The organism is Citrobacter sp. wls757 (assembly GCF_005280935.1).
In the GTDB taxonomy this organism is placed as follows: Bacteria; Pseudomonadota; Gammaproteobacteria; order Enterobacterales; family Enterobacteriaceae; genus Citrobacter; species Citrobacter portucalensis.
The window spans coordinates 3,591-25,859 of sequence record NZ_SZWU01000058.1 but is presented as its reverse complement, the minus strand read 5'-3'; the positions used below and the strand labels follow the sequence as shown (position 1 = coordinate 25,859).

Below are 22,269 nucleotides of genomic sequence, written 5' to 3'. Positions count from 1 at the left end.
ATTGCGTCAGCAATCACGGTTTTGATATCCCGACATCAGGACATAAACCGTCCTTGCAGGCGATAGCGGGAACCCGGGAACAGCAAGCGGGCATGAGAGACTATGGACGACGCAGACCAGGTCTTACGGCGGATCAGCAGGCAGGGATCGTGTTCTTTGATATTCAGCAGCGCGCACTCTTCAGCGCTGGCACGTACCGCTTCAACAATATGTTCACCTTCCGTCAGCGGGGCGATCAGTGACAGGTATGCGTGCGGCGTGGTCTGACTGTAATCCTGCGCCAGATACTCCGGCACAATTTCGGCATTCACGCAGCGATCTTCAATCTGTACCGGCAGATCGTTCTCGTAGTGCACCATGACAGAGTGAAAAATGGATGTGCCTTCTTTGACGTTTAACACCAAAGCCTGCTGCGCGTTGGCCTGGGTTTTTTCCAGCGTCAGTACTTCGCACCGGTGCTGATGCTGACGGGCGTTGATTTCATCCGCGATGCTGCGGATTTCAAACAGCGCGGACTGGCCTTTTGGCTCGGCGACAAACGTCCCGACGCCCTGCAAACGCACCAGTAAACCTTCATCCGTTAACTCACGTAGCGCCCGGTTGATAGTCATGCGGCTGAAACCATATTGCGCCACCAGCTCTGCCTCAGAAGGAATGCGATCGTGAGGCTGCCAGATACCGCTGGCAATTTTTTCGCTGATCTCCTGTTTGACCTTTTCGTAAAAAGGAGCCGGAGCAGAACGGGATGGGAGCATGCGTGAGCCTTCCTTAAGCTGAAAATGTGAGTGGGTAGAGTTTACAGGCATTACCCGAACCTGATAAGCGCAACGCCATCAGGTATATCAGTGCCACCAATGGGCGATTTGCCAGCCTAATCGCGCCGCCACGCGTGCTGCTCTGCCATCATCGTCAAAGCGTGGATTAAATTCAACCATATCCACCGCCAGGAGTTTACCGCTACGACACAGAGGCTCAATCAGTCTCAGCAGCGTCGCCAACGGTACGCCAAGCGCGGCGGGGGCCGACACGCCGGGCATTTCCCACACCGGCAGCACGTCGAGGTCGATTGTCAGATAGATGACATCCAGATTGGCAATGAACTGCGCTAACTGCGCCTGCGCCGTATCGCAATGCAGATCCTCCACCACGGTAACACCGAGCCGCTGGGCCTCATCCCAAAGCGCCTGGGTGTTTGCCGCCCGACTGACGCCGATACAGGCATAGTGAAATTCACGCTGCTGTTCATCGCAAAGCTGCGCCAGCTGGCGAAATGGCGTACCGGATGTAGCTTGTTCAGCTTTGCGCAAATCGAGATGCGCATCGAAGTTGACTATCCCCACTTTCGCCTGCGGGAACGCACCCAGTACGCCCGCGCCATGCGCAAAGGCAGTTTCGTGTCCCCCGCCCAAAACAAAGGTACGCATGTTCTCCTGCTGACAGCGCTGTACCGCATTACGTAACGCCTGCTGCGCGCCCTCAAGATCGGGAGCCTGCGCCACAATATTTCCCAGATCCACCAGTCGATTGTGCCCATCATGACTGGCTAAATTCGCCAACGCCTTGCGCAGCTCATCGGGTGCTCCGGCGGCACCCGTGCGCCCCTGATTACGTTTAACGCCTTCGTCGCAGGCAAACCCGAGCAACGCTATCTGCTCGCGGTACATTTCTGGGCTAAACGTCAGACTTTGCGTGATAGTCTGAAACAGGCGCAGCGCATTCGGCGATTCGGCGCGGTCATCACGTCCCTGCCACAGCGCAGGTGAGGCTGGTTGCCAGTTGGTCATGCTATTTGTCCTTTGAATACGCGTTGGTAGAGCGGATTGCGCCCGGGTTCATACAGGATCTCGACCGGGAGGGTTGCATCCCACACCACAAAATCGGCCACAAACCCGGCCTTCAATTGACCGTGGGTGGCATGACGCCCCAGCGCCCGGGCCGCATGACGGGTTACGCCCGCCCATGCTTCTTCCGGCGTTAGACCAAACTGAACGCAGGCCATATTCATCGCCCAGTGCAGGCTGATAAACGGACTGGTACCGGGGTTAAAATCTGTCGCTACCGCCATCGGTACCTGATATTTACGCAGCAACGCTACCGGTGGGCGCTGCTGCTCTTTGAGGAAATAGAATGCGCCGGGCAGCAGCACACCGACCGTACCGCTTTGGCTCATCGCCGCTACACCCGCTTCATCGAGGTATTCAATATGATCGGCGGATAGCCCGTGGTAGCGGCTTACCAACTGTGCGCCGCCAAGCAATGATAGTTGTTCGACATGGCCTTTAATCGGGATGCCCAGCGCCTGTGCAGCCTGAAACACCCGCTCGCTCTGCGCCAACGAAAAACCAACGCTTTCACAGAACAGATCGACGGTCTCAAACAGCCCTTGTTCCCACAATTGCGGCATAATGGTCTCACACACCAGCGTAATATAGCCGTCAGGATCATCCCGGTATTCCGCTGGAGTTGCATGCGCAGCCAACAGCGTCGGGCTGATTTCAACGATATTCTCTGCCGCCAGCGCCGCCGCCACGCGCAATATTTTCTCTTCTGTCTGTAAATCCAGGCCGTAACCCGATTTTATTTCCAGCAGCGTAACGCCTTCTTTGATCAACTGTTCCATCCGCTGATGGGCTACGTGTAAGAGTTGTTCATCCGTGGCGCTGCGGGTCGCCGACACGGTGGCATTAATCCCCCCGCCCTCGGCGCTTATCTGCTGGTAGGAGACACCATTTAGCCGCTGCTCCCACTCACCTGCGCGGTTTCCGCCAAAGACCAGATGCGTATGGCAATCAATCAGGCCAGGCGTAATCAGCCTGCCCTGCATATCAAGAGTATTGTCATGCGTGAGATATAACGATGATTCCGGGACGATATCGCGAATCTTGCCCTGGCGGACGATCAGCGCGTGACCATCCAACAGCCCATATTGGGTACCACGTTCAGGGTCCATAGTCGCCAGACGAACATTGCGCCAGATAACATCATCAGGGAAGAATTGCTGCATTCGACTCACCACTTGTCATAGGTTGTATAGACATTTATTTTTGATTATAGGGATGTTGTCAACCTGAAGGACCGTAATTGTTATGTATTTGTGATATAAGGACTCTCCGCGCCGGGCTTTGTGGTGATAAAAACAACTTTTTACCTTTTAACCTTCCCGTTTCGCTCAACTTAGTATAAAAAAGCAGGCTTCAATGGATAACTTTTCAAAGCCCGGAGCAACCTGTGAACATATCATCAGTTTCCCGTCTGGCGCTGGCTATGGCTTTTGGCGTGACGCTGACCGCCTGTAGCTCTACGCCGCCCGATCAAATTCCTTCCGATCAGACCGCGCCAGGCACCTCTTCGCGCCCGATCCTGTCGGCCAATGAAGCGAAAAACTTCGTTGCTGCGCACTATTTTTCCGCACTGACGCCAAACACCGCGCCGTGGAGCCCTTCTTCTATTTCTCTGCCTGCACAGCCTGACTTCGTCGTTGGCCCGGCAGGGACTCAGGGCGTCACCCATACCAGCATTCAAGCCGCTGTTGATGCAGCAATCATCAAACGTACTAACAAACGTCAGTACATCGCGATTATGCCAGGCGAGTACCAGGGCACGGTATATATTCCGGCAGCAACAGGTAGCCTGACGCTGTACGGTATGGGCGAAAAACCGCTTGATGTGAAAATTGGCCAGGCCATTGACGGTGACATGAGCACCGCGGACTGGCGTCGTACGGTGAACCCAGCCGGTAAATATATGCCGGGTAAACCTGCGTGGTATATGTTTGATAATTGCCAGAACAAACGTGGCACAAATATTGGTGTGATGTGTTCTGCTGTCGTCTGGTCGCAAAATAACGGTCTGCAATTGCAGAACCTGACCATCGAAAACAACCTGGGTGACAGCGTTGATGCGGGTAACCACCCGGCCGTTGCACTGCGTACCGATGGCGATAAAGTGCAGATCAACAAGGTCAATATCCTTGGCCGCCAGAATACCTTCTTCGTGACCAATAGCGGCGTACAAAACCGTCTGGAAAACGATCGTCAACCGCGTACGCTGGTTACCAACAGCTACATTGAAGGTGATGTGGATATCGTTTCCGGTCGCGGTGCCGTAGTGTTCGATAACACCGATTTCCGCGTAGTGAACTCCCGTACCCAGCAGGAAGCCTATGTGTTCGCACCGGCTACCCTGTCAAACATCTACTACGGTTTCCTGGCGATTAATAGTCGCTTCACGGCAAGTGGCGATGGCGTGGCGCAGTTAGGCCGCTCGCTGGATGTCGATTCCAACACTAACGGTCAGGTCGTGATTCGTGACAGCGTGATTAACGAAGGCTTTAACATGGCAAAACCATGGGCTGACAGCGTTATCGCAAAACGCCCGTTTGCCGGTAATACCGGTGCGGAAGATGACAAAGGTGAAATCCAGCGTAACCTGAACGACACCAACTTCAACCGTATGTGGGAATACAACAACCGCGGTATCGGTAGCAAAGTGGTTGCTGAACCTAAGCAGTAAACGTCATTCTCTGATGTAAACCCGGCAGATTCATGCTCTGCCGGGCAATGTGCCGGATACTCATCCGGCATTAGACGCAATATTAGTACGCGTTAACCACCACCCACATCGGGCCTTGTCCTACCGCGTAACGACCTTTCTCCGTCAACAGTCCTTGTTCGCCAGCAATCTCGTATACCGCGATATGGTGCGATTTTTGTCCGGCTGCAATCAGGTATTTACCTCTGTTATCGATATTAAAACCGCGCGGCTGAGTTTCGGTAGGTTGGAAACCTTCTTTGGTCAACACGCTGCCATCTTCAGAGACGCTAAAGACCGTAATCAGGCTGGCGGTGCGATCACAGGCATACAGATGGCGACCATCCGGTGTGATGTGAATATCTGCTGCCCAACGGGTATCCGCGAAATCAGCAGGCATCATATCCAGCGTCTGCACACACTCAATCTTGCCGTACGGATCTTTCAGCTCCCAGACATCAACAGAGCTATTCAGCTCGTTCACGCAGTAGGCATATTGCTTATTCGGATGGAACGCCATATGACGCGGGCCCGCGCCTTCAACGGTAGTCACTTCAGCCGGTTCCTGCGCAACCAGATGGCCATCATCGCTAACGTCAAACAGGCAGATACGATCCTGTTTCAACGCCGGAACCCAAAGGGTACGGTTATCCGGAGAGATGTTGGCTGAGTGGCAACCATCCAGACCTTCTACCACGTCAACCAGTTCCACCGGCAGGCCATCTTCCAGACGCGTGACACTCACGCTACCCGCGTTATAAGAGCCAACGAACACGAAACGTCCCTGATGATCGGTAGAAATATGCGTCGGGCTACCCGGCAGCGCTGACTCTGCCGCGAAGGTCAGCGCTCCGTCATCAGGCGCAATACGATAAGCCAACACGCGAAACTCCGGGCGCACACCAACATAGAGGTAACGCTTATCCGGGCTGACGACCATCGGCTGTACCTGACCCGGTACATCAACCACCTGCGTCAGCGTCAGAGAACCATCGTGATTCAGGCTCCAGACGTGGATTTGCTGACTTTCAGGGCTGGCGGTATAAACGGTTTGCTTCATGAATACTCCTTTGCTTTTTGGCAGGTGGCTGCAATTGCCTGACACACGCCTAAGGTAGACGCTTTTAACGGTGAATGCTTAATTAAGGCTCAGAATTTTGTCCGGCTCCCGTCTCGGTGTACCATTCCAGCAGACAAAATTCTCAACCTTAATCTGGAAAAAACTATGACCGCACGCGTGATTGCCCTGGATTTAGACGGTACCCTGTTGACCCCGAAAAAAACCTTGCTGCCATCCTCTCTCGAAGCGCTCTCGCGCGCCAGAGAAGCAGGCTACCAACTTATCATTGTCACAGGTCGCCATCACGTTGCTATTCATCCTTTTTATCAGGCACTGGCGCTGGATACACCTGCAATTTGCTGTAACGGTACCTACTTGTATGATTATCAGGCAAAAAAGGTACTGGAATCCGATCCCCTCCCGGTAGACCAGGCATTACAGCTGATCGAAATGCTGGATGAACATCAGATCCACGGGCTGATGTATGTGGATGAGGCCATGCTGTATGAGCGCCCAACCGGGCATGTGGTGCGTACCGCTAACTGGGCGCAAACTCTGCCGCCGGAACAGCGCCCGACCTTCACCCAGGTTCCTTCGCTGGCGCAGGCCGCACATGACGTCAACGCCGTCTGGAAATTTGCCCTGACCGACGAAGATATTCCGAAACTGCAGCAGTTTGGCCAGTACGTTGAGCAACAGCTGGGACTGGAGTGTGAATGGTCCTGGCATGATCAGGTCGACATTGCTCGTAAAGGCAACAGCAAAGGACGACGCCTTACCCAGTGGATTGAAGCACAGGGCGGGTCAATGGAAAACGTGATTGCCTTTGGTGATAACTTTAACGATATCAGCATGCTGGAAGCCGCAGGTACCGGTGTGGCGATGGGCAACGCGGATGACGCGGTCAAAGCCCGCGCCAACATCGTGATTGGTGACAACACCACAGACAGCATCGCGAAATTTATCTACTCCCACCTGCTGTAATCAGGCGGTAATCGATACGCTCTTAATTTGCGCGTACAGCCACAGGCCAGGTTTGATACCCAGTTCATCCCTGGCCCATGGGCTAATCCTCGCCCACAGCGTCTTACCGCCCACCTCAAGCTGAACTTCCACCTGACCGTTATCGTCATAACATTGCGCGACTTTTGCCCGGAGAACGTTACGAATACTGGTCTGCTGGGGTGGTTGGAGCACCAGTGAAACATCAGAGGCCTGAATACGAATACGCAGCGCGGTTTGCAGCGGTTGCTCCAGCTTATTGACCCACAGATGCTGATCGCCGAGCGCCAGCGCGGTCATCGCATAGTGTGGATGATGTTCCAGCACGCTGACTTTCAGAATACTGCTTTGCTGTTCCTTAGGCAGCCAGGGGTGCATCACGCTGCTACCCCAGACATCTTCCAGCGAACCAAACGCTTTGACCTGCCCGTTCTCCAGCACCATCACTTTATCCGCCAGGTGCAAAATCTCATCAAGCGAGTGGCTGACATACAGCATCGGAATATTGATTTCACGTGCAAGGCGTTGCAGGTAAGGCAGCAGTTCGCGTTTACGCGGTATATCCAGCGAGGCTAACGGCTCATCAAGCAGCAATAACTCAGGCGCGGTCAGCAGCGCCCGACCGATGGCGACACGCTGCTTTTCACCGCCAGAAAGACCGCCAGGCAGACGGTCAAGCAGCGGTTCAATGCCCAACAACGCCACCAGCTTATCAAACTGTCCGGCCATGCTTTTCGCCATTCCGTAACGCAGGTTGCCGCGCACTTTATAGTGCGGGAACAGGCGCGCATCCTGGAAAACATAGCCCACCCGGCGTTTTTCCGGCGTTAAACAGATACCGTTCTCGACGTCGTTTAAGACCCGACCGTTGAGCACGATGCGTCCTGACTGCGGCTGCGTCAGGCCGCTGATGGCGTTAATCAGTGAGGTTTTGCCCGCGCCGGAAACGCCAAAAATAGCGGTGATGCCGCTGGCTGGCAGCGTTTCGTTGAGCGTCAGGCAATGCGTCCCCAGCGTCTGGGAGAAATTGAGTTCCAGCATAATTATCGCCCCGTCCGCTCACGGCTAATACGCGCCAGCCATTCAGAAATCAGCAGCGAAATCAGCGCTAAAACAATAGAAATGATACACAACCTCGCCGCCGCGCTTTCGCCGCCGGGAGTCTGGATCAGGGTATACATCGCCGAAGGAATGGTGCGGGTTTCACCAGGAATGTTGGAAACAAAAGTAATGGTTGCGCCGAATTCCCCGAGGGAACGCGCGAACGCCAGCACCGTACCGACAATAATGCCGGGCAGCATCAGCGGTAGCGTAATGGTCATGAATACACGCCAGCGTCCGGCTCCCAGCGTGCGGGCCGCCTGCTCCAGCTTGACGTCGACACCTTCCAGCGCCAGACGAATTGCCCGTACCATCAGAGGAAAAGACATCACCGCCGCAGCCAGTACCGCACCGCGCCAGCTAAAGGCAAAGGTAATGCCAAACCAGTCGTACAACCATTCGCCAATGAATCCGCGCCGCCCCATGGCGACCAACAGCAGATAGCCCACCACGACCGGCGGCAGAACCAGCGGCAAATGCAGAACGCTGTCGAGCAGCGCTTTGCCCGGGAACTTGCATCGCACAAGCAGCCAGGCAAAGAAGATCCCAAACGGCAAACTAAACAACACAGCCAGGGAAGAAACTTTCAGGCTCAGGATGACGGCCTGCCATTCAGGATCGGTCAGTATCATTACTTGGTCGTAAATCCATAACGTTTAAAGATTTCAGCAGCCTGCGGTCCTTTCAGGTAATCATAGAACGCGCTAACCGTTGCGTTTTTGTGCCCATCAACAATCGCGATAGGGTATTCCACTTTTTTGTGCGAATCTTCCGGGAAAGTCGCAACAACTTTTACGCCCTTACTGGCGACAGCATCGGAACCATAGACGATCCCCAGCGGCGCTTCGTTACGCTCTACCAGCGCCAGCGCACCGCGCACGTCTTCAGCAGGAGCCAGTTTCGGGGCCAGGGTATCCCATGCACCCAATTTTTGCAGCGCTTCTTTGGCATAAATGCCCGCCGGAACATGTTCTGGATCGCCAACAGCCAGGCGTCCACCATTCAACAGACTGGTCCAGTTGGTTTTGCTGTCAATGGTGAAGTCTTTCTGCGCGCTGGCTTTCGGCGCAACCACCACCAGACTGTTACCCAACAGCGTTTCACGCGATGCGGTATCAATCGACTTCTTGTCTACCGCGTAGTCCATCCATTTCTGATCGGCAGAAATAAACAGATCGGCCGGTGCGCCTGCTTCAATCTGACGCGCCAGCGTGGAAGAAGAAGCAAAAGAGGAGACAACATCAACGTTCTTCTCTTTTTTATATTGCGTTGCAATGTCCTGCATCGCGTTGGTCAGCGAAGCCGCTGCAAAAACGGTAATCTTTCCTTCATCCGCCAGCGCATGCCCGGCAACGGTAAGAGAAAGTGTTGCCCCTGCAAACAAGCGTAACCATGTACGTGCCATCTGTAACTCCTTTGCGTTTCGTTATGTAGGCGCAAATATAACGAGTAAACCAGGATTTTCCCAGTGGTTATTGATACCAATTAGAGGTTACACAAAGAAAATATCGGCAGGGAAAGCAAGATCTTGAGAAAACGAGTTGGCAGGCAAAAAATATAAACGCCCGACTGAGCGGGCGTTTGGGGAATCAATGATTCTGTCTGGACTGGTCTTTCTGACCGATAGAGGAGAAGATGTTGAACACTTCACCCAGTCCGTAAATCAGCCCCAGGATGACAGCCATCACCACAGGAACCATAATTACGGCGAATACCAGACTTTTCAATAACTCTAACATGGTCAACTCCAGATATAGTCCTTAGTTGTATTCTAACCACATAACACAGAAAAGCACTCCCCTTTTGTGCGGTTGGCTTTGCGCGCGCGCGGTTTTCCGTCACAATACCCCTTTTGCCAGGAGCTTGTGATGCAGGCCGAAATCCTTCTTACGCTGAAACTTCAGCAAAAACTGTTTGCCGATCCCCGTCGCATTTCTCTGCTTAAGCACATTGCGCTTTCCGGCTCCATCAGTCAGGGCGCGAAGGATGCAGGTATCAGCTATAAAAGCGCCTGGGATGCGATTAACGAAATGAATCAGCTCAGCGAGCAGACGCTGGTTGAGCGCGCCACTGGCGGCAAAGGCGGCGGCGGCGCGGTATTAACGCGCTACGGCCAACGCTTAATCCAGCTGTATGATTTACTGGCGCAAATCCAACAGAAAGCCTTCGATGTTTTGAGCGATGACGACGCACTGCCGCTCAATAGCCTGCTGGCGGCGATCTCTCGCTTTTCGCTGCAAACCAGCGCCCGTAACCAGTGGTTTGGCACCATTACCGCCCGCGACCACGATCAGGTTCAACAGCATGTCGACGTGCTGCTGGCGGATGGCGAAACGCGCCTGAAAGTGGCAATCACTGCACAAAGCGGCGAGCGTCTCGGGCTTGAGGAAGGCAAAGAAGTACTGATTTTGTTGAAAGCGCCGTGGGTAGGAATCACTCAGGACGACGCCATCGCTCAGGCCGCCGATAACCAGTTGCAGGGCACGATTAGCCATATCGAACGCGGAGCGGAGCAGTGTGAAGTATTGATGACCTTGCCAGACGGCCAGACGCTGTGCGCAACTTTGCCGATAGAGCAGACCCACACATTAACGGAAGGCGCTAACGTCACAGCATATTTTAATGCGGACAGGGTGATTATCGCCACACTGTGCTGAGTTAATTGACATCAGCCTGAAGAACACGTATCCCTGTTATTCATCGCTGCAAATAATGGGATACAAAATGTCATCGTTGCAAATTTCGCAAGGCATGTTTCGTCTTAGCGACACAAAAACGCTCCAGTTAGATGCGTTGACGTTAAACGCGGGTGATAGCTGGGCGTTTGTTGGCTCTAACGGCAGCGGGAAATCTGCGCTGGCCCGCGCGCTGGCGGGCGAGTTACCGCTTCTGAAAGGCGAACGTCACTGTCAGTTTACACGTATTACCCGACTCTCCTTTGAGCAGCTCCAAAAGCTGGTCAGCGACGAGTGGCAGCGAAACAACACCGATCTTCTTAGTCCCGGTGAAGACGACACCGGGCGCACTACCGCAGAAATCATTCAGGACGAAGTTCGCGACCCCGCCCGCTGCGCTGCGCTGGCGCAGCAGTTTGGCATTTCATCCCTACTTAACAGGCGTTTCAAATACCTTTCCACCGGTGAAACGCGCAAAACCCTGCTCTGCCAGGCATTAATGTCCACACCGGATTTGCTGATCCTTGATGAACCCTTTGACGGGCTGGACGTGGCGTCCCGTCGCCAGTTAGCAGAGTTGCTCGCTGAGTTGCACCAGGCCGGTTTAACGCTGGTACTGGTGCTTAATCGCTTTGATGAAATTCCTGAGTTCGTGCAGTTTGCCGGCGTACTTGCCGACTGCACGCTGACGGAAACCGGTGCAAAACCCGACCTTCTGCAACAGGCATTAATCGCTCAGCTTGCCCATAGCGAACGGCTGGAAGGCATCCAGTTACCCGAACCGGATGAGCCTTCGGTGCGCCACACGCTGTCAGATAACGAGCCGCGCATTGTGCTTAACGACGGCACCGTCTCGTATAACGATCGCCCTATCCTGCATCATCTGAGCTGGCGGGTAAATCCGGGGGAACACTGGCAAATCATCGGCCCCAACGGTGCGGGGAAATCAACCCTGCTCAGTTTAATCACCGGCGATCATCCCCAGGGATATAGCAACGACCTGACCCTGTTTGGCCGCCGCCGGGGCAGCGGTGAAACTATCTGGGATATCAAAAGACACATTGGCTATGTCAGCAGCAGCCTGCATCTGGATTACCGGGTAAGTACGACAGTTCGCAACGTTATTCTCTCCGGTTATTTCGATTCAATCGGCATTTATCAGGCCGTCTCCGACAGACAGCACAAGCTGGTACAACAGTGGCTGGATATTCTGGGCATCGATAAACGTACCGCGGATGCGCCATTTCATAGTCTTTCCTGGGGGCAGCAGCGGCTGGCATTGATTGTTCGTGCACTGGTGAAACATCCTACGTTGCTGATCCTCGATGAACCGTTGCAAGGATTAGATCCGCTCAACCGTCAACTGATCCGTCGGTTTGTGGATGTCCTGATCGGTGAAGGTGAAACTCAGCTTTTGTTTGTCTCTCATCACGCCGAAGATGCCCCGGCCTGCATTACCCATCGGCTAGAGTTTGTACCCGAGGGTGATATCTACGCCTATCGACAAACCTCTCTGCGTTAATTTTCATGCCAGGGCGTTTATCACGCCCTTTTTTCTGCTTTTTTTTCAGACAAGTGCTGAAATAACAACCTAACATAATGATTTATAATAAAATAACTGGCAGCATCGAGTGAAAACACCGGAGTGTAAACGATTCCACTAATTTATTCCGTGTCACACTTTTCGCATCTTTGTTATGCTATGGTTATTGCATACCATAGGCTTAACGGAGCGAATTATGAGAGTATTGGTTACAGGTGGTAGCGGTTACATTGGAAGCCACACTTGCGTGCAGTTACTGAAAAATGGTCACGAAGTGGTGATCCTGGACAATCTCTGCAACAGCAAGCGCAGCGTACTGCCCGTCATTGAGCGTTTAGGCGGCAAGCATCCGACCTTCGTGGAAGGAGACATCCGTAACGAAGCGCTGATAACCGAAATTCTGCACGATCATGCCATTGATACGGTCATCCATTTTGCCGGTTTAAAAGCCGTTGGAGAATCCGTTGCCAAGCCGCTGGAGTACTATGACAACAACGTCAACGGCACTCTGCGTCTGGTGAATGCAATGCGCGCTGCCAACGTGAAAAACTTCATTTTCAGCTCCTCCGCGACCGTCTATGGCGATCAGCCGCAAATTCCTTACGTTGAAAGCTTCCCCACCGGCACGCCGCAAAGTCCGTACGGCAAAAGCAAGCTGATGGTGGAACAGATCCTGACCGATCTGCAAAAAGCGCAGCCCGACTGGAGCATTGCCCTGCTGCGCTACTTTAACCCGGTTGGCGCTCATCCATCGGGAGATATGGGGGAAGATCCGCAAGGTATTCCAAACAACCTGATGCCTTACATCGCGCAGGTTGCCGTTGGCCGTCGCGAATCTCTTGCCATATTTGGCAATGACTACCCTACTGAAGATGGCACCGGCGTACGCGACTACATCCACGTGATGGATCTCGCCGACGGCCATGTTGCTGCCATGGAAAAACTGGCGGGCAAACAGGGCGTACATATTTACAACCTCGGTGCAGGCATCGGCAGCAGCGTGCTGGACGTGGTCAACGCCTTCAGCAAAGCTTGCGGTAAACCGGTGAATTACCATTTCGCCCCGCGCCGTGATGGCGATCTTCCGGCCTACTGGGCTGACGCCAGCAAAGCCGATCGCGAGCTCAACTGGCGCGTGACCCGCACACTGGATGAAATGGCACAAGATACCTGGCACTGGCAGTCACGCCACCCGCAGGGATATTCGGATTAAGGACCAATCATGACGCAATTCAATCCTGTCGATCATCCACATCGCCGTTTTAACCCGCTCACCGGGCAGTGGATCCTCGTATCACCACATCGCGCCAAACGCCCGTGGCAAGGGGCGCAGGAAACTCCGTCTAAGCAGGTACTGCCTGCACATGACCCGGACTGCTTCCTGTGCGCTGGCAATACGCGCGTTACCGGCGACAAAAACCCGGATTACACCGGGACCTATGTCTTTACCAATGACTTTGCGGCGCTGATGTCCGATACCCCGGACGCGCCGGACAGTCACGATCCGTTAATGCGATGCCAGAGCGCGCGCGGTACCAGCCGTGTAATTTGCTTCTCGCCCGATCACAGCAAAACGCTGCCGGAACTCAGCGTCCCTGCACTAACAGAAATTGTGAAAACGTGGCAGGAGCAGACTGAAGACTTAGGCAAAACCTATCCCTGGGTGCAGGTATTTGAGAATAAAGGCGCAGCGATGGGGTGCTCAAACCCGCACCCACACGGACAAATTTGGGCCAACAGCTTTTTGCCTAACGAAGCCGAACGTGAAGATCGCCTGCAGAAAGCGTACTTCGCCGAACAAGGCGCACCGATGCTCGTTGATTACGTCCAGCGTGAGCTGGCGGACGGCAGCCGTACGGTCGTTGAAACCGAGCACTGGCTGGCAGTTGTCCCTTACTGGGCCGCGTGGCCGTTCGAAACGCTGCTGCTGCCGAAAGCGCATGTGCTGCGAATTACCGATTTGACCGACGAACAGCGTGCTGACCTGGCACTGGCGTTGAAAAAGCTGACCAGTCGTTATGACAACCTGTTCCAGTGCTCATTCCCCTATTCTATGGGCTGGCACGGCGCACCGTTTAACGGTGAAGAAAACCAACACTGGCAGTTGCACGCACACTTTTACCCGCCGCTGCTGCGTTCCGCGACCGTGCGTAAATTTATGGTCGGTTATGAAATGCTGGCAGAAACCCAGCGCGACCTGACAGCAGAACAAGCGGCTGAACGACTGCGTGCGGTCAGCGACATCCATTTTCGCGAATCCGGAGTTTAAATAATGAGTCTGAAAGAAAAAACACAATCTCTGTTTGCTGAAACATTTGGCTACCCTGCCACCCATACTATTCAGGCACCGGGTCGTGTGAACTTGATCGGTGAACATACCGATTATAACGACGGCTTCGTTCTGCCCTGCGCTATCGACTATCAAACCGTTATCAGCTGTGCGGCACGCGACGATCGAAAAGTCCGTGTGATCGCCGCTGATTACGACAATCAGGTTGATGAGTTCTCGCTTGATGCGCCGATTATCGCTCATGACAGCCAGCAGTGGTCAAACTACGTGCGTGGTGTAGTGAAACATCTGCAAAAGCGCAATAACGCCTTTGGCGGTGCTGATCTGGTGATCAGCGGTAACGTCCCGCAGGGTGCGGGCTTAAGCTCTTCTGCCTCACTGGAAGTCGCTGTGGGTACGGTATTCCAGCAGCTCTATCATCTGCCGCTCGACGGCGCGCAGATTGCCCTGAATGGCCAGGAAGCTGAAAACCAGTTTGTCGGCTGTAACTGCGGCATTATGGATCAACTGATCTCGGCACTTGGTAAGAAAGATCATGCGCTACTGATCGACTGCCGAACGCTGGGCACCAAAGCCGTTTCCATGCCTGAGGGCGTAGCGGTGGTGATCATCAACAGTAACTTTAAACGCACATTGGTCGGTAGCGAATACAACACCCGTCGCGAACAGTGTGAAACCGGCGCGCGTTTCTTCCAGCAGCCAGCGCTGCGTGATGTCAGCCTTGAAGCGTTTAACGCCGTCGCCCACGAACTGGATCCGATTGTCGCCAAACGCGTTCGCCACGTGATCACGGAAAATGCGCGTACCGTTGAAGCCGCACAGGCGCTGGAAAAAGGCGACCTGCTGCGCATGGGCCAACTGATGGCGGAATCTCACGCCTCAATGCGCGATGACTTTGAAATTACCGTGCCGCAAATTGATACGCTGGTCGAGATTGTCAAAGCAACCATCGGCGATAAAGGCGGTGTCCGTATGACCGGCGGCGGCTTCGGCGGCTGCATCGTGGCGCTGATCCCGCAAGATTTGGTACCTGCCGTACAGCAGGCCGTCGCGGAACAATACGAAGCAAAAACCGGTATCAAAGAAACATTCTACGTCTGCAAACCTTCACAAGGAGCAGGACAATGTTAAGCGAAATCCCTGTGCAGGCTCCGGACGGTCAGCCGTTTCGCCTGCTCACCCTGCGCAATGACGCAGGGATGGTCGTCACGCTCATGGACTGGGGCGCGACGCTGCTCTCTGCGCGTATTCCGCTTAGCGATGGTAGCGTGCGTGAAGCATTGCTCGGGTGCGCCAGTCCGGAACAATACCCGGAGCAGGCTGCGTTTCTGGGCGCTTCAATTGGTCGCTACGCTAACCGTATCGCCAACAGCCGCTATACCTTTGCCGGCGAAACCGTTGAGTTGGTACCAAGTCAAGGCGACAACCAGCTGCACGGCGGGCCAGACGGTTTCGACAAACGTCGCTGGCAGATAGTCAATCAGAATGACCGTCAGGTGCTGTTCGCCTTAACATCTGACGATGGCGACCAGGGTTTCCCTGGCCATCTATGCGCCACCGCGCAGTATCGCCTGACTGACGATAATCGTATTTCGATAACCTACCGCGCCACGGTCGATAAGCCCTGTCCGGTGAATCTGACGAATCACGTTTATTTTAACCTCGACGGTGACAAAACGGATGTGCGCCAGCATAAGCTGCAAATTATGGCGGACGAGTACTTGCCGGTTGATGAAATGGGCATCCCGCATGACGGGCTGAAATCCGTCGCTGGTAGCACTTTCGATTTCCGCACGCCTAAAATCATCAGCAGTGAATTTCTTGCCGATGACGATCAGCGCAAGGTGAAAGGTTACGATCACGCCTTCATGCTTCAGGCACAGGGCAATGCGCGTACGCCGGTCGCCCGACTGTGGTCCCAGGATGAAAAACTGCAGATGGTGGTATACACCTCCGCCCCGGCATTGCAGTTTTACTCCGGCAACTTCCTCGGCGGTACACCATCTCGCGGACCAGACGCCTACGAAGACTGGCAAGGTCTGGCGCTGGAAAGTGAGTTTCTCCCGGACAGCCCAAACCATCCAGAGTGGCAGCAGCCGGACTGCTTCTTACGCCCGGGTGAAGAGTATGCCAGCGTGACGGAATATCAGTTTATTCCAGTCTGATCCTTTCCCCTCACAGGCCCGATGACGTAACGTAGCGGGCCTGTTATTTGTTTATCACAGTAGAACCGCTCAAATCCCCACCACTCAAAGACAAAATCGCAACCTTGAATTCACAAGAACCTTACACTGTGGCGCTATTTTCGCTATGGTTATGCGTAAGCATTGCCGCTGACGCTTTACGGCAATATAATGAGAATTATTATCATTCAATATGATTTATAGGAGTGAGTGTATGGCTGTAACTAAGCTGGTTCTGGTACGTCACGGTGAAAGTCAGTGGAACAACGAAAACCGTTTTACCGGTTGGTATGACGTTGATCTGTCAGAGAAAGGCGTGGGCGAAGCAAAAGCGGCAGGTAAACTGCTGAAAGAAGAAGGCTACAGCTTCGATTTTGCTTATACTTCTGTGCTGAAACGTGCCATCCACACCCTGTGGAACGTACTGGACGAACTGGATCAGGCCTGGCTGCCGGTTGAAAAATCCTGGAAACTGAACGAACGTCATTACGGCGCGCTGCAGGGTCTGAACAAAGCTGAAACCGCTGAAAAATACGGTGACGAGCAGGTTAAACAATGGCGTCGCGGCTTTGCGGTAACGCCACCGGAACTGACCAAAGATGACGAGCGTTATCCGGGTCACGATCCGCGTTATGCGAAGTTGACCGACAAAGAGTTACCGGTTACCGAAAGCCTGGCGCTGACCATCGATCGCGTTATCCCCTACTGGAACGAAACCATTCTGCCGCGCATGAAAAGCGGTGAGCGCGTAATTATCGCCGCTCACGGTAACTCTCTGCGTGCGCTGGTTAAATACCTGGATAACATGGGCGAAGATGAGATCCTTGAACTGAACATCCCGACCGGCGTACCGCTGGTATATGAGTTCGACGAAAACTTCAAACCAATCAAACATTACTATCTGGGTAATGCTGACGAGATCGCAGCAAAAGCGGCAGCCGTTGCGAACCAGGGTAAAGCGAAGTAATTTTCATCCCGGATCAAACGAGAAAAGCGTGGAATGCTCCACGCTTTTTTATTGCCGGATGACGGCGTTGCCTTATCCGGCCTACCGAGCGTAGCCCGGATGAATTTTTTAACCGCGGCGCGCTTTTACAGCATCCGCCAGTTGGCGCAATACTGCATCGGTATCTTCCCAGCCAATGCAGGCGTCGGTGATGCTCTTACCGTAGGTCAGCGGCTCACCGCTATCCGGGTTCTGATTACCTTCTACCAGATGGCTTTCGATCATCACACCAATAATTGCTTTTTCGCCCCCAGCAACTTGTCCGCAAACATCTTTCGCGACATCCATCTGCTTTTTGAACTGCTTGCTGGAGTTGGCATGGCTAAAGTCGATCATCACCTGCGCTGAAAGCCCTGCTTTGATCAGACCTTCTTTCACATCGGCAACGTGCTGAGCGCTGTAGTTCGGCTCTTTGCCGCCGCGCAAAATAATATGGCAATCGCCATTACCACTGGTATTTACGATCGCCGAATGACCCCATTTGGTCACAGACAGGAAGCAGTGCGGCGCTCCTGCGGCGTTAATCGCATCAATCGCTACTTTTATCGTGCCATCAGTACCGTTTTTAAAGCCAACCGGGCAGGACAGACCAGACGCCAGTTCGCGGTGCACCTGAGATTCTGTGGTACGTGCCCCAATCGCGCCCCAGCTCATCAGGTCGGCGAGGTATTGCGGCGTAATCATATCGAGGAATTCACCCGCAGCAGGCAATCCGCTGTCATTGATATCCAGCAGCAGTTTACGCGCAATGCGCAGCCCATCGTTGATCTGGAAGCTGTTGTCCATGTGCGGATCGTTGATAAGCCCTTTCCAGCCTACGGTAGTTCGCGGTTTTTCAAAATAGACGCGCATAACGATTTCAAGCTCGCCTTTTAACTCTTCACGCAGCGCCAGCAGGCGAGCGGCATACTCTTTGGCGGCTGCCGGATCATGAATAGAGCAAGGCCCAATCACTACCAACAGGCGATCGTCACTCCCTTTCAGGATTTTATGAATCGCCTTACGGGCATGAGCCACCGTGTTTGCGGCATTTTCAGTAGCGGGGAATTTTTCCAACAATGCGACTGGCGGTAATAACTCGTTGATCTCTTTAATGCGTAAATCGTCGTTCTGATAATTCATGATTATTCCAGCGTTGCCATACTTATATAAATGAATGCAATCCCTCCAATCTATATCTTCAGTCATAAAGTGTAAACGGGGTTTTACACTTTGGACGGATTAATCCTGGAATTGGCCAAAAAAACGCAATAAAGTAGCGAAAAACGAGATCCAACCTACAATTTATAACTGTAACAGCTTTAATTTTCATAAATTTCAAGATTCTATGCTGGGTTTAATTTCTCTGGCAAAACTATTAACCACATATTGATGATGTAACTGGCACATGCACTGTTGGAAGACGTTATCCGACATATCGACCATAACAGGAGCATATTATGCATATGACAAAGCTGGCTTCACTCTTTCTTACCGCTACACTCAGCCTGGCCAGCGGCGCGGCGCTGGCAGCTGAAACCAATACGCAGTCCAATAACGGCCAGGCAAATTCCTCGGCGGATGCCGGTCAGGTCGCCCCAGACGCACGCGAAAACGTGGCACCAAATAATGTCGACAACAGTAACGTGAATTCGGGTGGCACAATGCTGCACCCGAACGGTTCATCAATGAACCATGAAGGGATGACCAAAGACGAGATGCACAAAAACACCATGTGTAAGGACGGTCGCTGCCCTGATGTGAATAAGAAAGTTGAGACCGGAAACGGCATTAACAATGATGCTGAGACAAAAACTGATGGCACTACGCAGTAACGCTGAAAATAAAGCTAATAATGGGAGAGCAATAGCTCTCCTTTTTAATTTTATCATCCCAAAAACGGTATGATGGCATACAGTAAAGATGAGAATAACAAAGGGATGGCATAATGGCGCACTCGCATACTCATACTTCTTCTGAGCAACCCAAGGACAATAATGCCCGCCGCTTGATGTTTGCATTCTGCATTACAGCCGGATTTATGTTGGTTGAAGTGGTGGGTGGAATACTTTCAGGTTCACTGGCCTTGTTGGCCGATGCCGGGCATATGCTCACTGATGCCGCAGCGCTCCTTTTTGCGCTGCTGGCCGTCCGGTTTTCCCATCGCCCGCCCACAATACGACACACCTTCGGCTGGCTGAGGCTCACGACACTGGCCGCGTTTGTTAACGCCATCGCATTGGTCGTGATCACCATTTTAATCGTTTGGGAAGCCATTGAGCGCTTCCATACGCCCCGCCCCGTGGCTGGCGGCATGATGATGGTTATAGCTGTCGCGGGTTTACTGGCTAACGTGCTGGCTTTTTGGGTTCTACACCGCGGCAGTGAGGAGAAAAACCTGAACGTCCGCGCCGCGGCACTACATGTGATGGGCGATTTACTCGGCTCGGTCGGGGCGATCATCGCTGCGCTGATTATTATCTGGACGGGCTGGACGCCTGCGGACCCGATTCTCTCGATTCTGGTTTCCGTGCTGGTACTGCGTAGCGCCTGGCGACTGTTAAAGGATAGCGTTAATGAATTACTGGAAGGCGCCCCGCTGACGCTGGATATCGCCGCACTGCAGCGCCATCTCAGCCGGGATATCCCCGAAGTCCGCAATGTGCACCATGTCCATGTCTGGATGGTGGGTGAAAAACCGGTAATGACGCTGCATGTGCAGGTGGTCCCGCCACACGATCACGACGCGCTGCTGGAGCGTATTCAGCATTTCCTTATCCATCACTACCAGATTGAACACGCCACGATCCAGATGGAGTATCAGCCGTGTAATGGGCCGGACTGCCACCTGTATCAGGGGGTATCCGGCCATTCACACCATCACCATTAATGGGACAGCGCGTGGGAACCCCGCTCGCGCGCGCTGTTAATCCACATCCTGCTACCGTTCAGGGCGATAACCGTCAGGATCATATACTCCAGCGACATGGCATATACGCCTTGCAGGGCGAAAATCACTACGCTTATTACGTTAATGATCACCCACAGCAGCCAGTTTTCAACGTACTTACGCGTCATCAGGATCATCGCCGCAATCGACAACACCATCATGCAGGAGTCCCAGAACGGGAATGCATCGGGTTGCAACTCAGGCACAACAACCTGCAATCCTAATGCCTGCATAATGTTCACCGCAATGCGGGTCAGGAACGCAAAGACCGGATCGATATAGACCGACATCAGGCCGATCGCCACCACGCAAGCCGCCAGCCAGCCGATCGCTTTTGGTAACGGCAGCCAGCGAATTTTCAGTTCCGCTTCATGCTGGTTGGTTTGCCTGGACCACGCATACCAGCCGTAGATGTTGGCGGCAAAGAAGAAAACTTGCAGCAACAGGCTTGCATAGAGCTGGATCTGAAAGAAGATAATCGCAAACAGCGTGACGTTTATCAGGCCGAAGAAGTAATTGCTGATTTTCTCAAGGCTCGCCAGGCCAATACACAGCAACCCGGCGATCGTCCCCACAGCTTCGATCCACGACAGATCGTAACCGCCAGCGCCAATCGGAATATGTACCAGAATGTTCTGCGTGCTAAAAAAGTCCATCTTTTCCCCCAGAGCAAAAAAATTAATTAAGCTCGAAGTGTAGCCGCAAATTCCAACATGCGGTTTAACGGCAACAACGCCCCTTCTCGCAGCGCAGCATCAACATGTATCTCATGAGCCGCTCCGCCTTGTTCCAGGCCCTCAGCAATCGCCTTAAGGCCGTTCATCGCCATCCACGGACAATGCGCACAGCTGCGGCAGGTTGCCCCCTCACCAGCCGTCGGCGCTTCAAGCAATTCTTTATCCGGAACGGCCTGCTGCATTTTGTAAAATATGCCCCGGTCAGTTGCCACAATCAGCTGTTGATGCGGTAACGATTTAGCTGCGTTGATTAACTGGCTGGTTGAGCCAACCGCATCGGCCATATCAACGATAGACTGAGGGGACTCCGGGTGCACCAACACCGCGGCATCAGGGTAAAGCCCCTTCATACGTGTTAAAGCCTGAGTTTTAAATTCGTCGTGGACGATACAGGCCCCCTGCCAACAAAGAACGTCTGCACCGGTCTGTTTTTGGACGTAGTTGCCCAGATGTCTGTCCGGAGCCCAGATGATTTTTTCACCCAAACTATCAAGATACTCAATAAGTTCTACCGCGATACTGGATGTGACGACCCAGTCCGCACGTGCTTTAACGGCGGCTGAGGTATTGGCGTAAACCACCACGGTACGATCCGGGTGCGCATCGCAAAACGCGCTGAACGCATCAATCGGACAGCCCAGATCTAATGAGCATTCCGCCTGTAGGGTCGGCATCAGGATGGTCTTTTCCGGGCTGAGGATTTTGGCGGTTTCCCCCATAAACCTCACGCCTGCAACCAACAGCGTAGAGGCAGAATGTTTTGAGCCGAAACGCGCCATCTCCAGAGAATCAGAAATACAACCACCGGTCTCTTCGGCCAACTGCTGAATTTCGGGATCGGTGTAATAGTGCGCGACCATAACGGCATCACGCTCTTTCAGCAGGCGCTTGATTTTTTCACGATAAAATTGCTTTTCATCCACACTCAGCGGGGCTGGCTTTGGCGGAAACGGATAAATTGCTGCTTCTGGATCAAACATCACGCTCATCTTGCTTTCTCGTTTTACTGGCTTAACGAAATAACCGATTAAAAGCGTGACGCACGCCGTATTCGGTTAGATTTGTTTTATATGCTAAACAAGATAGCGGATTGGCGTAAGAAAGTCACAATAATTGCGTGCGATGAATGCCGGAAGGCGACTGACGTCTTATCCGGCCTACGTGAATAGTGTCGTCTGTAGGACTGATAAGCGAAGCGCATCAGGCAAGTAGA

At 53.3% G+C, this 22,269-nt stretch carries 22 protein-coding genes; 11 read left to right on the top strand and 11 right to left on the bottom strand.

All coding sequences use genetic code 11. The features are described 5' to 3' along the window. Window positions 1–35: 35 nt before the first annotated feature. The 3 genes from FDW94_RS14580 to hutI all read right to left on the bottom strand — a co-directional run bounded on the left by FDW94_RS14580 (window position 36) and on the right by hutI (window position 3,004). A complete protein-coding gene (locus FDW94_RS14580; RefSeq protein WP_003831502.1) occupies window positions 36–755 on the bottom strand; it encodes a histidine utilization repressor in 720 nt (239 codons plus the stop codon). A gap of 87 nt (window positions 756–842) precedes the next feature. After that, window positions 843–1,784, bottom strand: a complete 942-nt coding sequence (gene hutG, locus FDW94_RS14575) for a formimidoylglutamase (RefSeq protein ID WP_137377798.1) — start codon at window positions 1,782–1,784, stop codon at window positions 843–845. Then, the gene (gene hutI, locus FDW94_RS14570; protein ID WP_137377797.1) at window positions 1,781–3,004 is read right to left on the bottom strand and encodes an imidazolonepropionase; all 1,224 of its coding nucleotides are present in this window, start codon (window positions 3,002–3,004) and stop codon (window positions 1,781–1,783) included. The genes hutG and hutI overlap by 4 nt, the downstream gene beginning before the upstream one ends. A gap of 224 nt (window positions 3,005–3,228) precedes the next feature. Here hutI and FDW94_RS14565 point away from each other — a divergent pair, with 224 nt between their 5' ends. Further along, window positions 3,229–4,512: a putative acyl-CoA thioester hydrolase gene (locus FDW94_RS14565; protein WP_128611652.1), complete on the top strand. Its 1,284-nt coding sequence runs from the start codon at window positions 3,229–3,231 to the stop codon at window positions 4,510–4,512. Window positions 4,513–4,594: 82 nt separating this feature from the next. Here FDW94_RS14565 and pgl read toward each other — a convergent pair whose 3' ends face one another. Then, a complete protein-coding gene (gene pgl / locus FDW94_RS14560) occupies window positions 4,595–5,590 on the bottom strand; it encodes a 6-phosphogluconolactonase (RefSeq protein ID WP_020996535.1) in 996 nt (331 codons plus the stop codon). A gap of 165 nt (window positions 5,591–5,755) precedes the next feature. On the opposite strand from pgl, the gene FDW94_RS14555 reads away from it, so the two are divergent. Continuing rightward, entirely contained in the window at window positions 5,756–6,574 is an 819-nt protein-coding gene (locus FDW94_RS14555) for a pyridoxal phosphatase (protein ID WP_003831476.1), read from the top strand. Here FDW94_RS14555 and modC read toward each other — a convergent pair whose 3' ends face one another. From modC to FDW94_RS14535, 4 genes are all read right to left on the bottom strand, one after another. After that, complete coding sequence (gene modC / locus FDW94_RS14550; RefSeq protein WP_003831474.1) at window positions 6,575–7,633, bottom strand: molybdenum ABC transporter ATP-binding protein ModC; 1,059 nt, start codon at window positions 7,631–7,633, stop codon at window positions 6,575–6,577. It lies immediately after the preceding gene. Window positions 7,634–7,635: 2 nt separating this feature from the next. Next, on the bottom strand, window positions 7,636–8,325 hold the full coding sequence (modB, locus tag FDW94_RS14545; RefSeq protein WP_008784169.1) for a molybdate ABC transporter permease subunit: 690 nt from the start codon (window positions 8,323–8,325) through the stop codon (window positions 7,636–7,638). Beyond that, a complete protein-coding gene (gene modA / locus FDW94_RS14540; RefSeq protein ID WP_003831470.1) occupies window positions 8,325–9,098 on the bottom strand; it encodes a molybdate ABC transporter substrate-binding protein in 774 nt (257 codons plus the stop codon). Before modA ends, modB begins: the two co-directional genes overlap by 1 nt. 184 nt (window positions 9,099–9,282) lie before the next feature. Next, window positions 9,283–9,432: an AcrZ family multidrug efflux pump-associated protein gene (locus tag FDW94_RS14535; protein WP_020996536.1), complete on the bottom strand. Its 150-nt coding sequence runs from the start codon at window positions 9,430–9,432 to the stop codon at window positions 9,283–9,285. 129 nt (window positions 9,433–9,561) lie between these two features. On the opposite strand from FDW94_RS14535, the gene modE reads away from it, so the two are divergent. The 7 genes from modE (at window position 9,562) to gpmA (ending at window position 17,351) form a co-directional block, all read left to right on the top strand. Then, window positions 9,562–10,350, top strand: coding sequence for a molybdenum-dependent transcriptional regulator (gene modE, locus FDW94_RS14530; protein ID WP_003831465.1), 789 nt, complete (start codon window positions 9,562–9,564; stop codon window positions 10,348–10,350). Between the two features lie 67 nt (window positions 10,351–10,417). Beyond that, window positions 10,418–11,890, top strand: coding sequence for a molybdate ABC transporter ATP-binding protein ModF (gene modF, locus FDW94_RS14525; protein ID WP_111465903.1), 1,473 nt, complete (start codon window positions 10,418–10,420; stop codon window positions 11,888–11,890). A gap of 217 nt (window positions 11,891–12,107) precedes the next feature. Further along, window positions 12,108–13,124 carry a UDP-glucose 4-epimerase GalE gene (galE, locus tag FDW94_RS14520; protein ID WP_003831462.1) on the top strand — a complete coding sequence of 339 codons (1,017 nt, stop codon included), beginning with the start codon at window positions 12,108–12,110 and terminating at the stop codon, window positions 13,122–13,124. Window positions 13,125–13,133: 9 nt separating this feature from the next. After that, a complete protein-coding gene (gene galT / locus FDW94_RS14515; RefSeq protein WP_032942745.1) occupies window positions 13,134–14,180 on the top strand; it encodes a galactose-1-phosphate uridylyltransferase in 1,047 nt (348 codons plus the stop codon). A 3-nt stretch (window positions 14,181–14,183) separates the two neighbouring features. Further along, entirely contained in the window at window positions 14,184–15,332 is a 1,149-nt protein-coding gene (galK, locus tag FDW94_RS14510; protein WP_032942744.1) for a galactokinase, read from the top strand. Beyond that, window positions 15,326–16,366, top strand: a complete 1,041-nt coding sequence (galM, locus tag FDW94_RS14505; RefSeq protein WP_137377796.1) for a galactose-1-epimerase — start codon at window positions 15,326–15,328, stop codon at window positions 16,364–16,366. Before galK ends, galM begins: the two co-directional genes overlap by 7 nt. 232 nt (window positions 16,367–16,598) lie before the next feature. Then, the gene (gpmA, locus tag FDW94_RS14500) at window positions 16,599–17,351 is read left to right on the top strand and encodes a 2,3-diphosphoglycerate-dependent phosphoglycerate mutase (protein ID WP_003022999.1); all 753 of its coding nucleotides are present in this window, start codon (window positions 16,599–16,601) and stop codon (window positions 17,349–17,351) included. A 108-nt stretch (window positions 17,352–17,459) separates the two neighbouring features. Here gpmA and aroG read toward each other — a convergent pair whose 3' ends face one another. Beyond that, entirely contained in the window at window positions 17,460–18,512 is a 1,053-nt protein-coding gene (gene aroG / locus FDW94_RS14495; protein WP_003831449.1) for a 3-deoxy-7-phosphoheptulonate synthase AroG, read from the bottom strand. A 317-nt stretch (window positions 18,513–18,829) separates the two neighbouring features. On the opposite strand from aroG, the gene FDW94_RS14490 reads away from it, so the two are divergent. Next, window positions 18,830–19,204, top strand: a complete 375-nt coding sequence (locus FDW94_RS14490) for a YbgS-like family protein (RefSeq protein WP_003022994.1) — start codon at window positions 18,830–18,832, stop codon at window positions 19,202–19,204. A gap of 113 nt (window positions 19,205–19,317) precedes the next feature. Further along, on the top strand, window positions 19,318–20,259 hold the full coding sequence (gene zitB, locus FDW94_RS14485; protein WP_032942740.1) for a CDF family zinc transporter ZitB: 942 nt from the start codon (window positions 19,318–19,320) through the stop codon (window positions 20,257–20,259). Here the strand turns inward: zitB and pnuC are convergent. Continuing rightward, complete coding sequence (gene pnuC, locus FDW94_RS14480) at window positions 20,256–20,975, bottom strand: nicotinamide riboside transporter PnuC (RefSeq protein WP_008784161.1); 720 nt, start codon at window positions 20,973–20,975, stop codon at window positions 20,256–20,258. The two genes, zitB and pnuC, sit on opposite strands and share 4 nt — an antisense overlap. Window positions 20,976–21,001: 26 nt before the next feature. Next, complete coding sequence (nadA, locus tag FDW94_RS14475; protein WP_137377795.1) at window positions 21,002–22,045, bottom strand: quinolinate synthase NadA; 1,044 nt, start codon at window positions 22,043–22,045, stop codon at window positions 21,002–21,004. Between the last annotated feature and the right edge of the window lie 224 nt (window positions 22,046–22,269).